At 70.8% G+C, this 14,807-nt stretch carries 15 protein-coding genes; 6 read left to right on the top strand and 9 right to left on the bottom strand.

The features are described 5' to 3' along the window. Positions 1–20: 20 nt before the first annotated feature. Both ABIE38_RS06620 and ABIE38_RS06615 read right to left on the bottom strand, forming a co-directional pair. Positions 21–779 carry a FadR/GntR family transcriptional regulator gene (locus tag ABIE38_RS06620; RefSeq protein ID WP_354054655.1) on the bottom strand — a complete coding sequence of 253 codons (759 nt, stop codon included), beginning with the start codon at positions 777–779 and terminating at the stop codon, positions 21–23. Between the two features lie 8 nt (positions 780–787). Next, a complete protein-coding gene (locus ABIE38_RS06615) occupies positions 788–1,807 on the bottom strand; it encodes a MaoC family dehydratase (RefSeq protein WP_354054653.1) in 1,020 nt (339 codons plus the stop codon). A 116-nt stretch (positions 1,808–1,923) separates the two neighbouring features. On the opposite strand from ABIE38_RS06615, the gene ABIE38_RS06610 reads away from it, so the two are divergent. The 4 genes from ABIE38_RS06610 (at position 1,924) to phoH2 (ending at position 6,388) form a co-directional block, all read left to right on the top strand. Then, entirely contained in the window at positions 1,924–3,078 is a 1,155-nt protein-coding gene (locus ABIE38_RS06610) for an acyl-CoA dehydrogenase family protein (protein WP_354054651.1), read from the top strand. Further along, positions 3,075–3,527 carry a MaoC family dehydratase gene (locus ABIE38_RS06605; protein WP_354054649.1) on the top strand — a complete coding sequence of 151 codons (453 nt, stop codon included), beginning with the start codon at positions 3,075–3,077 and terminating at the stop codon, positions 3,525–3,527. The genes ABIE38_RS06610 and ABIE38_RS06605 overlap by 4 nt, the downstream gene beginning before the upstream one ends. Positions 3,528–3,531: 4 nt before the next feature. Further along, entirely contained in the window at positions 3,532–4,785 is a 1,254-nt protein-coding gene (locus ABIE38_RS06600) for an acetyl-CoA C-acetyltransferase (RefSeq protein WP_354054648.1), read from the top strand. Between the two features lie 247 nt (positions 4,786–5,032). After that, positions 5,033–6,388, top strand: coding sequence for an RNA 5'-3' helicase PhoH2 (gene phoH2 / locus ABIE38_RS06595; RefSeq protein WP_354054646.1), 1,356 nt, complete (start codon positions 5,033–5,035; stop codon positions 6,386–6,388). A gap of 101 nt (positions 6,389–6,489) precedes the next feature. Here phoH2 and ABIE38_RS06590 read toward each other — a convergent pair whose 3' ends face one another. Together ABIE38_RS06590 and glpX are read right to left on the bottom strand one after the other, a co-directional pair. Beyond that, on the bottom strand, positions 6,490–7,893 hold the full coding sequence (locus ABIE38_RS06590; RefSeq protein ID WP_354054645.1) for a class II fumarate hydratase: 1,404 nt from the start codon (positions 7,891–7,893) through the stop codon (positions 6,490–6,492). Positions 7,894–7,959: 66 nt separating this feature from the next. Continuing rightward, positions 7,960–8,970 carry a class II fructose-bisphosphatase gene (gene glpX, locus ABIE38_RS06585; protein WP_354054644.1) on the bottom strand — a complete coding sequence of 337 codons (1,011 nt, stop codon included), beginning with the start codon at positions 8,968–8,970 and terminating at the stop codon, positions 7,960–7,962. A gap of 147 nt (positions 8,971–9,117) precedes the next feature. Here glpX and ABIE38_RS06580 point away from each other — a divergent pair, with 147 nt between their 5' ends. Next, the gene (locus tag ABIE38_RS06580) at positions 9,118–9,681 is read left to right on the top strand and encodes a DUF4245 domain-containing protein (RefSeq protein WP_354054643.1); all 564 of its coding nucleotides are present in this window, start codon (positions 9,118–9,120) and stop codon (positions 9,679–9,681) included. A 61-nt stretch (positions 9,682–9,742) separates the two neighbouring features. On the opposite strand, the gene ABIE38_RS06575 is transcribed toward ABIE38_RS06580, so the two are convergent. Genes ABIE38_RS06575 through ABIE38_RS06565 form a run of 3 tightly spaced genes read right to left on the bottom strand, consistent with a single transcriptional unit; the run spans position 9,743 to position 11,687 of the window. Next, positions 9,743–9,970: an exodeoxyribonuclease VII small subunit gene (locus ABIE38_RS06575; RefSeq protein ID WP_354054642.1), complete on the bottom strand. Its 228-nt coding sequence runs from the start codon at positions 9,968–9,970 to the stop codon at positions 9,743–9,745. Then, positions 9,970–11,322 carry an exodeoxyribonuclease VII large subunit gene (xseA, locus tag ABIE38_RS06570; RefSeq protein WP_354054640.1) on the bottom strand — a complete coding sequence of 451 codons (1,353 nt, stop codon included), beginning with the start codon at positions 11,320–11,322 and terminating at the stop codon, positions 9,970–9,972. Before xseA ends, ABIE38_RS06575 begins: the two co-directional genes overlap by 1 nt. Beyond that, positions 11,319–11,687 (bottom strand): hypothetical protein, encoded by a 369-nt coding sequence (locus ABIE38_RS06565; protein WP_354054638.1) that lies wholly within the window; start codon positions 11,685–11,687, stop codon positions 11,319–11,321. The genes xseA and ABIE38_RS06565 overlap by 4 nt, the downstream gene beginning before the upstream one ends. 72 nt (positions 11,688–11,759) lie before the next feature. On the opposite strand from ABIE38_RS06565, the gene ABIE38_RS06560 reads away from it, so the two are divergent. Continuing rightward, positions 11,760–12,740, top strand: a complete 981-nt coding sequence (locus ABIE38_RS06560) for a 4-hydroxy-3-methylbut-2-enyl diphosphate reductase (protein WP_354054636.1) — start codon at positions 11,760–11,762, stop codon at positions 12,738–12,740. A 12-nt stretch (positions 12,741–12,752) separates the two neighbouring features. Here the strand turns inward: ABIE38_RS06560 and ABIE38_RS06555 are convergent, their stop codons facing one another. After that, entirely contained in the window at positions 12,753–13,244 is a 492-nt protein-coding gene (locus ABIE38_RS06555; protein WP_354054634.1) for a DUF6542 domain-containing protein, read from the bottom strand. A gap of 11 nt (positions 13,245–13,255) precedes the next feature. Then, positions 13,256–14,770 carry an AI-2E family transporter gene (locus ABIE38_RS06550; protein WP_354054633.1) on the bottom strand — a complete coding sequence of 505 codons (1,515 nt, stop codon included), beginning with the start codon at positions 14,768–14,770 and terminating at the stop codon, positions 13,256–13,258. Between the last annotated feature and the right edge of the window lie 37 nt (positions 14,771–14,807).

Raw genomic sequence — 14,807 nt, 5'->3', positions numbered from 1 at the left:
GGACGGCGCTGCGATCCGGCTCAGCCGTCGAGGTCCCACCGGATGGGCCTCGCGAGTGCGTTGTGGAACCGCTTCTCCAGGTACGTGGTGTGCTCGTGGATGTGGACCGACATCAGCCGGGACGCGGAGTCGCCGTCCCGGTCGGCGATGGCGGCGTAGATCTCGTCATGGATGTCGCAGGTCAACTCGCGCTGCCGCCTGGGGTAGGTGATGCCCATCGAGGCGCCGGCGATCAGGCCGCTCAGCGCATCGAAGAGGTAGCCGAAGAGCGCGTTCCCGGAACTCCAGGCGATCAGCTCGTGGAAGCGCTCGGAGTGCGCCGAGAACGCGGCCTGCTCGCCCATCTGCTCCCTTGTCAGGCGGAGGTTCTCGGCGAGCCCGGCCAGTCCGGCGTCGTCGATCCGCGAGGTGGCCAGACGGGCGATGGTGGGCTCCAACGCCGTGCGGGCCTCCATGATCGTGGAGAACGGGGCGTTCTCGAACTGCAGGAGAAGGCTCAATGTGGCGGCCAGCGTCCCCCCGTCCGGCTGCTGCACGATCGGCCCGCCACCCGGGCCGGGCTTGAGCGTGAGGACGCCCTGCAGTTCCAGGTAGCGCAGGGATTCCCGGAGCGTCCCACGACCGACCCCGTACTGCTCGAGCATGAGGTGTTCCGGGGGCAGGCGGTCCCCGACGGTGTTGCCGCGGCGGGAGATGTCCTCGACGATCTGTTGGGCCACCAGGAGCGCCGTCTTCTTGGGGCGGCCCACCCCCGGCCGCGTGCCGCCTTCTGAACTCATGACAACCATTATCCCCGATCCGGGCTCCCCGGCATGAGTACGGTGTACGACCAGTCCAGGACCGGAGCGTCACCGTCCGACCGGTGAGCGGTGACGAGCGACCGGAGATCGAGAGCCGTCCCCCCGTCCGGGAGGTCGACCGCTGCCCCCACCACGAGCTCGCTGCTCAGGGTGTCGCCCTCGCGGACCGGACCCACGTGGTCGCAGGAGTGCCAGCCGAGCACGGTGAGCATCGTCGGCAGCGCCCGGGTGGCCTGCGACAGCGCGAGCCCGATGGTGTGGCCGCCGTAGACCAGCCGGCCGGCGCCCGAGACGCGGGCGTCGTGGTGGGTCTGTGCGATGTTCAGGGTGAGCCGGGCCAGCTCCGGTGCGCTCGAGACCACGTCGGCGCCCGGGCGCAGGACGGTGCCCTCGGCGGGCAGGGGATCGCCGGCCCCGGGGACCGCGGCGCGGTAGGCGGCCAGGTCCCAGCCTTCGGGGGTCGCCCACGGCCGGGTGGTGGGGGTCCCGACTGTCGCCAGGTCGTCGGCGTGGGCGCACGACGCCGGGTCGACGTCCGGAGCCAGAGGCAGCATGGCGCATCGGTGGAAGTCCAGGACGGTCCGTCCGTCCTGGTCGGTGGTGGTGATGCGGAGCGCGGCGAGCCCGGTGGGGGCGCGGCCGGGTGAGTGGCTGTTGGTCTTGAGCCCCACGACCTCCGTCCGGGTGGCCAGGGTGTCACCGATCCGCGGTGCGGTGAGCAGACGCAGGCCGCGGTAGAAGAGGTTGGCCCTCACGCGCTGGGTGACGACGGTGGACTGACCGATCGCCACGCCGACCACCAGGCCGGGGTGGGCCACCGTGCCGCCGGTGACGGCGTGGGCGAGGTGGCGGTCCAGGGGGAGTCGCAGTCGGTCGCCGAGGATCGCCTGGTGTGCGGCGGCGAGACCGTCGGTCAGGGTGACGGACGGGGCGTCATCGACGACCTGACCCACCGCCAGCTGGTCGAAGTAGGGTCCGCCGACGGGCCGGGCGTCGCGAGTGTCCATATCCGAGATCCTAGGCAAACCATGCGCATGATTATTGACTATTGGTCGGTGGGTTGCGACGATGATGTCCGTAGCCCGCCTGACCGGAGGGTCGAGACGACGACGAGGTGTCACCGGTGCCGGATTTGAACCAGGACGAGGCCGATCTCGTCGCGACCGTGCGCCGGTTCATCGACCGCGAGGTCAAGCCGTCCGTGCGCGAGATGGAGCACGCGGACTCCTACCCGGAACGCTGGATCGAGCAGATGAAGCGAATCGGGATCTACGGCCTGGCCGTCCCCGAGGAGTACGGCGGGATGCCGGTCTCGATGCCCTGCTACGTGCGCGTCACCGAGGAGCTCGCCCGCGGATGGATGTCCCTCGCGGGCGCCATGGGCGGGCACACGGTGGTGGCCAAGCTCCTCACCGAGTTCGGGACCGAGGAGCAGAAGGCCACCTACCTCCCGACGATGGCCACGGGTGAGGTGCGGGCGACCATGGCCCTCACGGAGCCGGGCGGGGGGTCGGACCTCCAGGCCATGGGCACCGTCGCGACATCCGACGGCGACGATCTGGTGATCACCGGGGCCAAGACCTGGATCTCGAACGCGCGCCGCTCCGGCCTCATCGCCCTGCTCTGCAAGACGGACCCGTCGGCGACGCCCGCGCACAGGGGGATCTCGATCGTCCTGGTCGAGCACGGCCCAGGGCTGACCGTCTCGAGGGATCTGTCCAAGCTCGGCTACAAGGGCGTCGAGACGTGTGAGCTGGCCTTCGACGGCTATCGCACGCCCGCCACCCAGGTGCTCGGCGGCGAGCCCGGACGCGGCTTCGCCCAGATGATGAAGGGCCTGGAGACCGGACGGATCCAGGTGGCCGGCCGCGCCCTCGGGGTGGCGGCCGCCGCCCTCGAGGATTCGCTCGCCTACGCGCAGCAGCGGGAATCGTTCGGGCAGCCGATCTGGAAGCACCAGGCGATCGGACATCGTCTGGCGGACATGGCCACCAAGCTCTCGGCCGCCCGTCAACTCACTCTCCACGCCGCCGAGCGCTCCGAGGCCGGTGAGCGCTGCGACATGGAGGCGGGGATGGCCAAGCTCTTCGCCTCCGAGGTCGGCATGGAGATCGCGCTCGACGCGGTCCGGATCCACGGCGGCTACGGGTACTCCACGGAGTACGACGTGGAGCGGTACTTCCGCGACGCCCCGCTCATGATCGTGGGCGAGGGGACCAACGAGATCCAACGCAACGTCATCGCATCGCAACTGGTGCAGCGAGGAGGACTGTCATGAGGGTGTTCGAGGGGCTGGAGCAGCTCGAGGCCGAGATCGGCACGCACGTGGGCTACAGCGACTGGATGGAGATCACCCAGGAACGCATCGACGCGTTCGCCGACGCGACCGGTGACCACCAGTGGATCCACGTCGACCCGGTCCGCGCGGCGCAGGGGCCCTACGGCGCCACCATCGCCCACGGGTACCTGACCCTCTCCCTGCTACCGGTGCTGGGCGCGGAGGTGATGGAGATCCGGGGGTTCCGGATGATGATCAACTACGGCGTCGACAAGGTCCGGTTCCCGGCACCGGTCCCGGTGGGATCGCGCATCCGGGCGGGGATCGAACTCACCTCGCTCCAGCGCAGGTCCTCCGGGGTCCAGCTAGGCAGTCTGGTGACCGTGGAGGTCGAGGGCTCCGACCGTCCGGCGGTCGTCGCCGAGACCGTCCGGATGATGGTGGAGTGAGTCGATGAGTTCCCGCATGACCCGGGCGCTCGCCGACATCGTGGTCTGCGATCCCGTGCGCACCGCGGTAGGTCGCCGCCACGGCGCCCTCGCTCCGCTCGCGGCCGCCGATCTGGCCGCGGCCGCGATCTCCGGACTGGTCGACCGCACCGGTCTGTCCGCCACCGACGTCGACGACGTGATCCTGGGCCAGTGCTACCCGAACGGCGAGGCTCCCGCTCTGGGCCGCGTGGCCGCGCTCGACGCCGGACTGGACATCCGCACCCCTGGGATCCAGATCGACCGACGGTGCGGATCCGGATTGCAGGCCGTGCTCAACGCCGCGATGCAGGTGGCGGTGGGCGCGAGTGAGGTGGTGATCGCGGGCGGGGCGGAGTCGATGTCGAACAGCGAGTTCTACTCGCTCGGCCTGCGCGGCGGTGTCCGCGGTGACCGCTTGGAGTTCGTCGACCGCATCGCGCGGGGCCGGGTGACGTCGGGCGGCCGTGACCACCCGATCCCCGGGGGCATGCTCGAGACCGCCGAGATCCTCCGCGCCGAGTACGCGATCTCCCGGGCCGAGCAGGACGAGCTGGCGGCCGAGAGCCAGCGTCGGGCGATCGCCGCACAGGACGCGCGGGTCTTCGACGAGGAGATCGTGCCGGTGCGGGTCCCCCGGGGCCGGGGAGACGACGTCGTCGTCGTCGACACCGACGAGCACCCCCGACGGGGCGTCACCGCGACATCACTCGCCGCGCTGCGCCCCGTGCGCTCCCGGGTCGACCCCGACGCGACCGTGACCGCCGGCAACGCCAGCGGGGAGAACGACGGCGCCGCGGTGTGCGTCGTGACCACCCGCGAGCGCGCGGAGAGCCTCGGGCTGCGCGCCTACGTCAGGCCACTGGGGTGGGCGGTGACCGGGGTTCATCCCGCCCGGATGGGGATCGGTCCCGTCTCCGCCACCGCCGAGTTGCTCGGGAAGCTCGACCTACGCCTGGCGGACTTCGACCTGATCGAACTCAACGAGGCCTTCGCCGCCCAGGTCCTGGCGTGCCTGCGGGAGTGGGAGGGTGGGTTCGGCTTCACGGCGGCCGACCGCGAGCGGCTCAACGTGCACGGCTCGGGGATCTCGCTCGGCCACCCCGTCGGAGCCACGGGGACCCGCATCCTCACCACGATGGCCCGCGAGCTCGCCCGCCGGCAGGGCCGGCTCGCGCTGGAGACGATGTGCCTGGGCGGCGGACAGGGCCTGGCCGCCGCGTTCGAGAGGGTGCCGTGACCCGGTCTCCGTTCCGACCGATCGAGGAGCTTCACGAATTCACGATGAGTTAACTCACACTCGTGTGATTCGGGCGTAGCGTGGGTCACAACGGTCGGTGGGGAAGCCGACCGTCGGGAGGTCCCAGCCGATGATCGATCCACTCGATCGGGAGGGGGCCGGCACCCGGCCCCGTCACCTTCAGGTGACCTGGGCCGACCGGTCCACCCCCAGCTCGCCCGCGGGTGCCGCGGGCCAGGAGTCCGCCGTGACCGACACCGTACGCACCTACGTCCTCGACACCTCGGTTCTGCTCTCTGATCCGTGGGCCGTCACCCGCTTCGCCGAGCACCGTGTGGTGCTGCCCATCGCGGTGATCGGGGAGTTGGAGGGCAAGCGACACCACCCCGAGCTGGGCTACTTCGCCCGCGAGGCGCTCCGACTGCTCGAGGACCTGCGCCTTCGCCACGGACGGCTCGACGGCGATCTGCCCATCACCGACCAGGGGGGAACCCTGCGGGTCGAGCTCAACCACACCGACCAGGCGATCCTGCCCGCCGGGTTCCGGAACACCGGGGAGGACTCCCGGATCCTCGCGTGCGCGCTCAACCTCCGCGCGGAGGGCCTCGACACCGTCCTGGTCTCCAAGGACGTGCCCCTGCGGGTCAAGGCGGGCTCCGTGGGCCTGCCCGCCGACGAGTACCACGCCCAGGACGTGGTGCTGACCGGCTACAGCGGGGTCGCGAACCTGCCCGCCACCCAGGACCTCGTGGACACCCTGTTCTCCGACGGCGGGGCCTCGCCCCTCGCGGCCCGGGCGGCCGGTCTGGACGGCGGGACACCGGTCCACTGCGGGATCCGGGTCCAGACCGAGTCGTCGTCGGCGCTGGCCCGCGTCACCGACGGCGGCGGACTCAAGCTCGTCCGCGGTGACATCGAGGTGTTCGGCCTGCGCGGCCGGTCGGCGGAGCAGCGCATCGCGATCGACTGCCTGCTGGACGAGTCGATCGGGATCGTCTCCCTCGGTGGCCGGGCGGGGACGGGGAAGTCCGCGCTCGCCCTGTGCGCGGGGCTCGAGTCCGTCCTCGAACGTCGACGCCACCGCAAGATCGTGGTGTTCCGGCCCCTCTACGCCGTGGGCGGGCAGGAACTCGGCTACCTGCCGGGGAGCGAGACGGAGAAGATGTCGCCGTGGTCCCAGGCGGTGTTCGACACCCTCGAGGGCCTGGTCAGCGAGAACGTGATCGACGAGGTGATGGACCGGGAGATCCTGGAGGTGCTGCCGCTGACCCACATCCGCGGCCGGAGCCTGCACGACTCGTTCGTGATCGTCGACGAGGCGCAGTCACTCGAGCGTAACGTCCTGCTCACGGTGCTCTCCAGGCTGGGCACGGGCTCGCGCGTTGTGCTCACCCACGACGTGGCCCAGCGGGACAACCTCCGGGTCGGCCGTCACGACGGGATCCAGGCCGTGGTGGAGAAGCTCAAGGGGCATCCGCTGTTCGCGCACGTCACCCTCAACCGCTCGGAGCGCTCGGCGATCGCCGAGCTGGTCACCACGATGCTCGAGGAGTTCCACCCGGACGCCGAGCCGGGGGAGCTGCGCCGGATCAACGCGGCATGACCAGCGGGTGAGCATCGGTGCGCTGCGTGTCCGGTCCGGGCACGCAGCGCTCTGATCCTCCCCGGGTCTCGTCGGCCCCGTGCGGGAGGACGCGTCCGGGGTCAGCGCTCGCGGTCGAGGCCCGTCATCCCCAACACGTCGAGGCGGCGGTCCAGCTCGTCCTCGCTCAGCGGGTCGGGCACGAATCCCAGAGCGATCACGGCCTCGCGGATCGTCATCCCCTCCGCCAGGGCGTGCTTGGCCACCCGGGCGGCCTCCTCGTAGCCGATCGCCGAGTTGAGCGGGGTGACGATCGAGGGCGAGGACTCGGCGTACCGGCGCATCCGCTCGACGTCGGGCTCGATCCCGTCGATGCAGCGCTCGGCGAACAGGGTCGTGGACGTGGTGAGGATCCGGGCGGACTCCAGGACGTTGCGGGCCATCACCGGGATCGCGGTGTTGAGCTCGAAGGCCCCGGTCGCGCCGGCCCAGGCCACGGCCGCGTCGTTGCCCACGACCTGGGCGGCGACCTGGGAGATGGTCTCGCACAGTACGGGGTTGACCTTTCCGGGCATGATCGACGACCCGGGCTGCAGGTCCGGCAGATGGATCTCGGACAACCCCGTCATGGGACCGGACCCCATCCAGCGGACGTCGTTCGCGATCTTGGTGAGCGAGACGGCGACCGTGCGCAGCGCACCGGAGAGCTCCACGAGACCGTCGCGCGCGGACTGCGCCTCGAACGGGTCCTCCGCCAGGCGCAGCTCCTCGAGTCCCGTGAGTGAGCGCAGTTCCTCGACCACCGCGGAGCCGAAACCGTCCGGCGCGTTGAGACCGGTGCCCGCCGCGGTGCCGCCGATCGGGAGCTCGCCCACCCGGGGCAGGGTGGCGCACACGCGCTCGGCCCCGGCCCGGATCTGGCGTGCGTACCCCCCGAACTCCTGACCCAGGGTCACGGGCACCGCGTCCATGAGATGGGTGCGGCCGGACTTGACCACGTCCCGCCACTCGACGGACTTGCGCTCGAACGACCCGGCCAGCACACCCAGCGCGGGGACGAGCTCGGTCAGCGCCATCTCCGTCGCGGCGACATGCGTGGCGGTGGGGAAGGTGTCGTTGGAGGACTGCGACATGTTGACGTCGTCGTTCGGGTGGACCGTGACACCCTCGGCCGCGCACAGGGAGGCGATGACCTCGTTGGCGTTCATGTTCGAGCTGGTTCCGGAACCGGTCTGGAACACGTCGACGGGGAAGTGGTCGTCGACCTCGCCCTCCGCGATCCGTCCGGCCGCGGCCACGATGGCGTCGACCTTGGCCTTCTCGAGGAGACCCAGACGGCCGTTGACGGTCGCGCAGGCGGACTTGAGAAGGCCGAGCGCACGGATCTGTGCGCGCTCGAGCCCGCTGCCCGAGACCGGGAAGTTCTCCACCGCCCGCTGCGTCTGGGCCCGCCAGAGCGCGTCGACGGGTACCCGGACCTCGCCCATGGTGTCGTGCTCGATACGGAATCCACTCTGGTCAGCCATATGGTCAGAGTAGGCGGGCACGCCGCGCCGTGCAGCCTCTCTGGTGGGCGGCGGGCCCGGGTGGGGTCAGCCCTCGCGCGTCCCCTGCCCGTAGTCGACCGCCGAGAACTCGCGGAGCTTCTCCATGCGGTGGCGGGCCTCGACGTGCCGGACCGTGCCCGACTTCGACCGCATGACCAGCGACCTGGTGACGGCGCCGTTCGAGCGGTAGCTGACACCACGGACCATGTCGCCGTTGGTGATACCGGTCGCCGCGAAGAAGCAGTTGTCGCCCTTGACCAGGTCGTCGGTGCCGAGGAACGCATCGACGTCGAGGCCGGCGTCCACGGCCTTCTGACGCTCGGCGTCGTCCTGCGGCCAGAGCTGGCCCTGGATCTCCCCGCCCATGCACTTCATGGCGCAGGCGGTGATGATCCCCTCCGGGGTGCCGCCGATCCCCATGAGGATGTCCACCGAGCTGTCGTCCGAGGCGGCGGCGACGCCGCCGGCCACGTCCCCGTCCATGATCAGCCGGACCTTGGCCCCGGCCGCGCGGATCTCCGCGATGAGTTCGGCGTGCCGCGGGCGGTCGAGGACACAGACCGTCATGTCCCCGACGTCGATGTTCTTGGCCTTGGCCACGGACAGGATGTTCCACTCCGTGGACTTGGACAGGTCGATGTGACCGACCGCGTCCGGCCCCACCGCGATCTTGCGCATGTAGAACACCGCGGAGGGATCGAACATCGCCCCACGTTCGGCGACCGCGATGACGGCGATGGAGTTGGGCCGGCCCTCGGCCATGAGGCGCGTCCCGTCGATCGGGTCCACGGCCACGTCGACCGCGGGACCGTGCCCGGTGCCGACCTTCTCGCCGTTGAACAGCATCGGCGCCTCGTCCTTCTCACCCTCACCGATCACCACGACGCCGTCCATGTCGACGGTGCCGATGAGCTCGCGCATGGCGTCCACGGCCGCGCCGTCACCCCCGAGCTTGTCGCCCCGGCCCACCCACCGGCCGGCCGCGAGCGCGGCGGCCTCGGTGACTCGGACGAGCTCCATGGCGAGGTTACGGTCGGGGCGTAGGGCGTCTGACATGTGGCGTCGGGCTCCTCGGATAGCTGCGCGCGAACAGACGTGGCCACTCGCCGCACGATGGGGTGTCGGCGCTCATTGTTGCACCTCCCGACGCCCGCCGGGGGCCAGGCGCCCGACATGCCCCGGGTGGGTGGGATACTGGACGCCGTGGCCGAGCCGAAACCGAGAATCCTGCAGGGCAACCGCGACATGTTCTGGTCGGTGGTGGTGCTCATGGCGATCGTCGGGATCTTCGCCGGTGTCGCGGGCCAGTGCACCTTCAGCCCGTCCGGGCCACAGCAGGGCGCCATTCCGGAGTTCAACGCCGAGGCCTCCCTGCGCCAGGACGCCCGCAGCCTGGGCTTCCCGGTCCGGTCCCCGGACGTCCCGGAGGGGTGGACCTCGAACTCGGGGCGGGTCGAGAGCTTCGCCGACACCACCTCGAGCCACGTCGGCTGGGTGACGGGGGAGCGGAGCTTCGTCGAACTGGTCCAGTCCGACGCCCCCGAGGAGGCGTTCCGGTCACTGAACGGCGGACCGCGACCGAACCGGACCATTGTCCCGGTGACCGGGCGGGAGTGGACCGTGTACACCGGTGACGACGTCCGTCCGGTGTGGGTGCTGGACCTGGACGACGTCCGCGTGGCGGTGACCGGGTCGGCCACCACCTCGGACTTCGAGGAGCTGGCCGCGGCCGTCCAGGACGCCGAACCGCTCCCGAGCAGCCGGTAGTCAGCGGGTCGACCGTCGCCGGGCCGGGCACCGCCCGCACGGCGCTCGGGGAGGTGGCCTCCTACGTGCGGCCGACGGCGTCGTCGTCGCCCAACACCGCATCGATCCGGTCCCGTGCACCGTCCAGGTGCTCCGTGCACCGCGCGGCGAGCTCCTCGCCCCGCTCCCAGAGCGCCAGGGACGCGTCCAGGTCCTGGCCGCCGGCCTCGAGGATGCGGACCACCTCGATCAGCTCGTCGCGGGCCTCCTCGTAGCCGAGCTGGGAGACGGGGGTCTGCTCGTCGGACATCAGGACTGCTCCTCGGGTGTCGCGGGCTCGGGCGTGGCTGAGTCGGGCGTGGCTGAGTCGGGTGTGGCTGAGTCGGGTGTGGCGGTGGGGGCCGCGTTCCGTCCCGCGGCGGGGGTGGAGCCGAGGACGGCGGCGGAAAGTGCTCCGTCCGACACCCGGATGCGCAGCTGCGACCCGGGCGGGGCGTGCGCGATCGAGGAGACCACCCGGCCGTCGTGGTCCCCGGCGACGGACTGGACCACCGCGTACCCGCGCGCCAGGGTGGCCGCCGGTCCGAGCGTGGTCAGCCGCGCCGCGAGATGGCCGAGGGACGTGGACTCGGTCTGGACGATCCGGGTGATGTCCCGCCGGGCCACCCGGAGCGCCTCGGCCACCACCTCGGCCCGTGAGTCCACGATCCCGTAAGGATTGGCCATCACCGGGCGGGAGCGGATCGCCGTGAGCTGCCCGCGCTCCCGTTCGACCCATCCGCGCAGGGCGCGCGCGGTCCGGGCGCGGGCCTCGACGATCCGGCGACGCTCCTCGGCGACGTCCGGGACCACGCGCTTGGCGGCGTCGGTGGGGGTGGCCGCGCGGAGGTCGGCGACCAGATCGGAGAGCGGCGAGTCCGGCTCGTGTCCGATCGCGCTGACCACGGGCGTGCGGCATCTCGAGATCGCCCGCACCAGGGCTTCGTCGGAGAACGGGAGCAGATCCTCGACCGAGCCCCCGCCGCGGGCCAGGATGATCACGTCGACGACCGGGTCGGCGTCGAGCTCCGCCAACGCCTCCAGGATCTGCGGCACTGCTGATGGTCCCTGGACCGCGGTGTTGCGGATGGCGAACCGCACGTCGGGCCACCGACCACGGGACACCTCGACCACGTCGCGCTCGGCCGCACTCGCGCGGCCGGTCACCAGTCCGACACAGGTCGGGAGGAACGGCAGCGGGCGCTTGAGGCGCGGGTCGAACAGCCCCTCTGCCGCCAGGGCCTGCTTCAGCCTCTCGATGCGCGCGAGGAGCTCGCCGATGCCGACCGGACGAATTTCGGAGACCTGCAGCGAGAACGATCCACGACCGGTGTAGAAGCGGGGCGTTCCCCGGACCACGACCCGGCTGCCCTCGGTGACCGGCACCGGCGCCTCGGAGATGAGGCGGGGCGGGCAGGTGAGGGTCAGCGAATTGTCCACCGAGGGGTCGCGCAGGGTGAGGAACGCCGTCCGGGTGCCCGGGCGCAGGCTGAGCTGGGTGATCTGCCCCTCGACCCAGACGGCGCCGAGTCGGTGGATCCAGTTGGCGATCTGGTCCGAGACCACCCGGACGGGCCACGGCTGTTCGGGGCTGCTGGGGGACCTCGTCGATCCGGCGGTCACGTGGTGCGTGGGGTGACGCGGCCGGTCGGGACGTCGGGTTCGTCGTCGCCGGGACCGCGGTCCCCGCCCGGGCCCCCCGTGGGACCGGCCTCGTCGTCGAGGTCCTCGTCGAAGGTCGCCCACTCCGGCTTGTCCGACCGGGTGGGGAACACCGTCGCTATCACCCGATCGCCCTTGACCGCGAGACCGGCGACGGTCTGGCCGGCGTGGAGGTACGACTGCACCAGGCTGCCGGCGACCTTCACGGGGACCGCGGGCAGCGAGACTGCTGCCTGGACCGCGCGACCGGGGAGCTCGACGGCGAGCTCCACCGCGGAGGCGGCGACCCCGATGGAGACACGGGTGAGGAAGAAGGGACGGAGCATGTGAACCTCTCTGCCGGGGGGCGTGAAGGAGGCGTGATGGTCGGAATCCAGTATGAACCGTACCCTGGTGACATGACCGAGCAGACCGACATGATCGCCGAACCGGCAACCAAGCGAGTGCTCCTCGCGGAACCGCGTGGCTATTGCGCCGGCGTCGACCGGGCAGTCGAGACGGTCGAGAAGGCCCTGGCCAAGCACGGTGCCCCGCTGTACGTCCGCAAGGAGATCGTCCACAACAAGCACGTCGTGGAATCCTTCACCGACCAGGGCGTGATCTTCGTCGACGAGACCGATGAGGTCCCGCACGGGTCGAACCTGGTGTTCTCCGCCCACGGGGTCTCGCCGGCCGTCCGCGAGAGCGCCCTGCAGCTGGAGCTGAACACCTTCGACGCCACCTGCCCGCTCGTGACCAAGGTCCACACCGAGGTCAAGCGCTTCGCCCGGGAGGGCTACCTGATCCTCCTGGTCGGCCACGAGGGCCACGAGGAGGTCGAGGGGACCGCGGGCGAGGCCCCCGATGTGGTGACCCTGGTCGACGGCCCAGAGTCCGTCGACGCCCTCGACATCCCCGTCGACACCGAGAAGCTGATCTGGCTCTCGCAGACCACGCTCAGCGTGGACGAGACCATGGAGACGGTGCGGCGGCTCAAGGAGAAGTACCCGACGCTGATCGATCCGCCGTCGGACGACATCTGCTACGCCACCCAGAACCGGCAGGTCGCGGTCAAGACCATGGCGCCGCAGTGCGACCTGGTGATCGTGGTGGGCTCCCAGAACTCGTCCAACTCGGTCCGCCTCGTCGAGGTGGCCCTGCAGGCCGGCGCGCGCGACGCGCACCTGGTGGACTACGCCAAGGAGATCGACACGACCTGGTTCGAGGGCGTGTCCACGGTGGGGGTGACCTCGGGCGCCTCGGTGCCGGAGTTGCTGGTCCGAGGTGTGGTGGACCTGTTGGCCGACCACGGTTTCAACGACGTCTCCTCGGTGCGGACCGCCCAGGAGACCATCACGTTCTCGCTGCCCCGCGAACTGCGGGTTCCCAAGAAGGTCTGATCCGCCGGAGCGTCAGCGGCGGGCGTGCGCCGGGGCCGCCCGCTGGCGTCGGACGGCCACCGGGCGGGCGCTACGGGGTTCGAGGACGAACGCCCTGATCAGTGCGATCGCGACCACGACCAGCGTGGTTGTGAGCATCAGCGGGAACCTGGTCGCCAGCGGCAGCACCAACGAGATCATCTGGGAACGGGAGAAGGCCGCCGCGGTCAGTCCCGCTCCGGCGATCACCGAGGCCAGCGGGACGAGCACCGACATGATGAGCGGCGGTTGGATGCCGGCGACGAACAGCGCCCGGCGGGACACCGCCAGCACCGCGATGAGGCACCCGAGGAAGTAGCCCACCGTGAAGCCGGTGCCGAGGCCCCCGGAGAGTGAATCGATCGCCACGCCGGTGAGGGTGACGGCCACCGCGAGGAGGACCGCCGACCAGGCCGGGAGGCCTCGAACGGTCGAGACGACGGACCTCTCGTCCGCCGGGACGCGTCCGCTCCTACGTGTGCTCACAGGATGAGACTCTAACTCTCGAGTCGGCGAGCGAGGAATCTGCCGAAGCGCCGTAGCGCGTTGGGCTTGCTCTCCGAGGGCGAGGGCCGGTTACCGTAGACAGCCCTCGGGTCGACGGGCCCCGTGGGAGGGTTCGCCTGGTCAGCGGACGGATCGTCGGCATCCGGATCCGGCGGGACCACCTCGTCGTCGTCGAGTTCGAGGGTCCCCACGACCGAATCGCCCGGGCCGGTCGTACCGACGGAGCCGCTGTCCGGGGCTCCGTGGACCTGTCCCGGTCGGGTGTCCTTGATCCCCGCCATGATGGCGCTGCTGCTCTTGCGCAGCGGAGCGAACCGAGAACTCGACATCTCGCCGAGCCAGGCCGTCAGACGACCCTCGTCGGTGGCGGACGCGAGGTCCGACGCGGTGACGTCCCCGGTCCGGAGATCGATCTGCTCGCCGAGGTAGCGGAGCATCACGGCGACCACCGCCAGGATCGGCACCGCGAGGAACGCCCCGACGATGCCGAACAGGGTGCCGCCCGCGGCCACCCCGAGCAGGATAACCACCGGATGCAGGTTCATCGCCTTCGACTGCAGGATCGGCTGGAGGATGTTGCTCTCGAGTTGCTGCACCGCGATGATCACGACCAGCACGATGATCGCGGTGGTCAGGCCGTTGGCCACCAGCGCGATGAGCACCGCCAGCGCGCCGGCCGTGAACGCACCGACGATGGGGATGAACCCGGCCAGGAAGGTGATGACCGCCAGCGCCCACGCCAGCGGCACGCCCAGGATGACCAGCGCCAGGCCGATGAAGAAGGCGTCGACGAACGAGACGATCGCCTGGGCCCGGATGTAGCCGCCGAGGGTGTTCCAGCTGCGGGTGAGGACCTCGGTGAGGTGGCGGCCGGCGTTGCGGCCGGCGATCCGGCGCACGAACGGCAGGAACCGGGGGCCGTCCTTGATGAAGAAGAACGTGAGCACCAGGACCAGGACGAAGGTGATGAGGAGCGAGCCCACCGCGGTCACACCGGTGAACACGCCGTTGGCGATCTGGTCACCGCGGTCCTGCAGTGTCGAGCTGAGCTGGCCCAGCACGCTGTCGAGCTGTTCGTCGCGGATGTTGAGGGGCGGGCCCCGGAGCCAGTCCTGGACCTCGACGATCGCCTCTGAGGCCTGATCCGCCAGCTGGACGCTCTGATCGATGATCGACGGGGCGATCAGGGCGAGGACGCCCGCGACGGCTCCGAGCGACCCGAGGAGTGAGATGAGGGCGGCCAGTGCTTTGGGGACGCCGTGGCTGGTCATCCATCCCGTGGGGGGCCAGAGGACCGTCGCCACGATGAGCGCGAGCAGGATCGGCAGGATGCCCACCCACAGCGCGCCACCGATCTGGCTCAGCAGCCATCCCGCGATGAGCAGGATGGCCAGGCGCAGCGCCCAGTCGGTGACCCATCGCCCGCCGAGACCGATGAGGACGGACCGGTCGACGTGCTCCTCGTCTGTCCCGACTGGAGGAGGCGGTTTCGGCTCGTCACTCATGCCACACATCTTGTCAGAGGTCACGCGGGCGCGCTCC

This window comes from Dietzia sp. 2505 (assembly GCF_040546785.1).
Classification (GTDB): domain Bacteria; phylum Actinomycetota; class Actinomycetes; order Mycobacteriales; family Mycobacteriaceae; genus Dietzia.
Note: the sequence above shows the minus strand (reverse complement) of the source record. Positions and strands in the feature narration are given on the sequence as shown.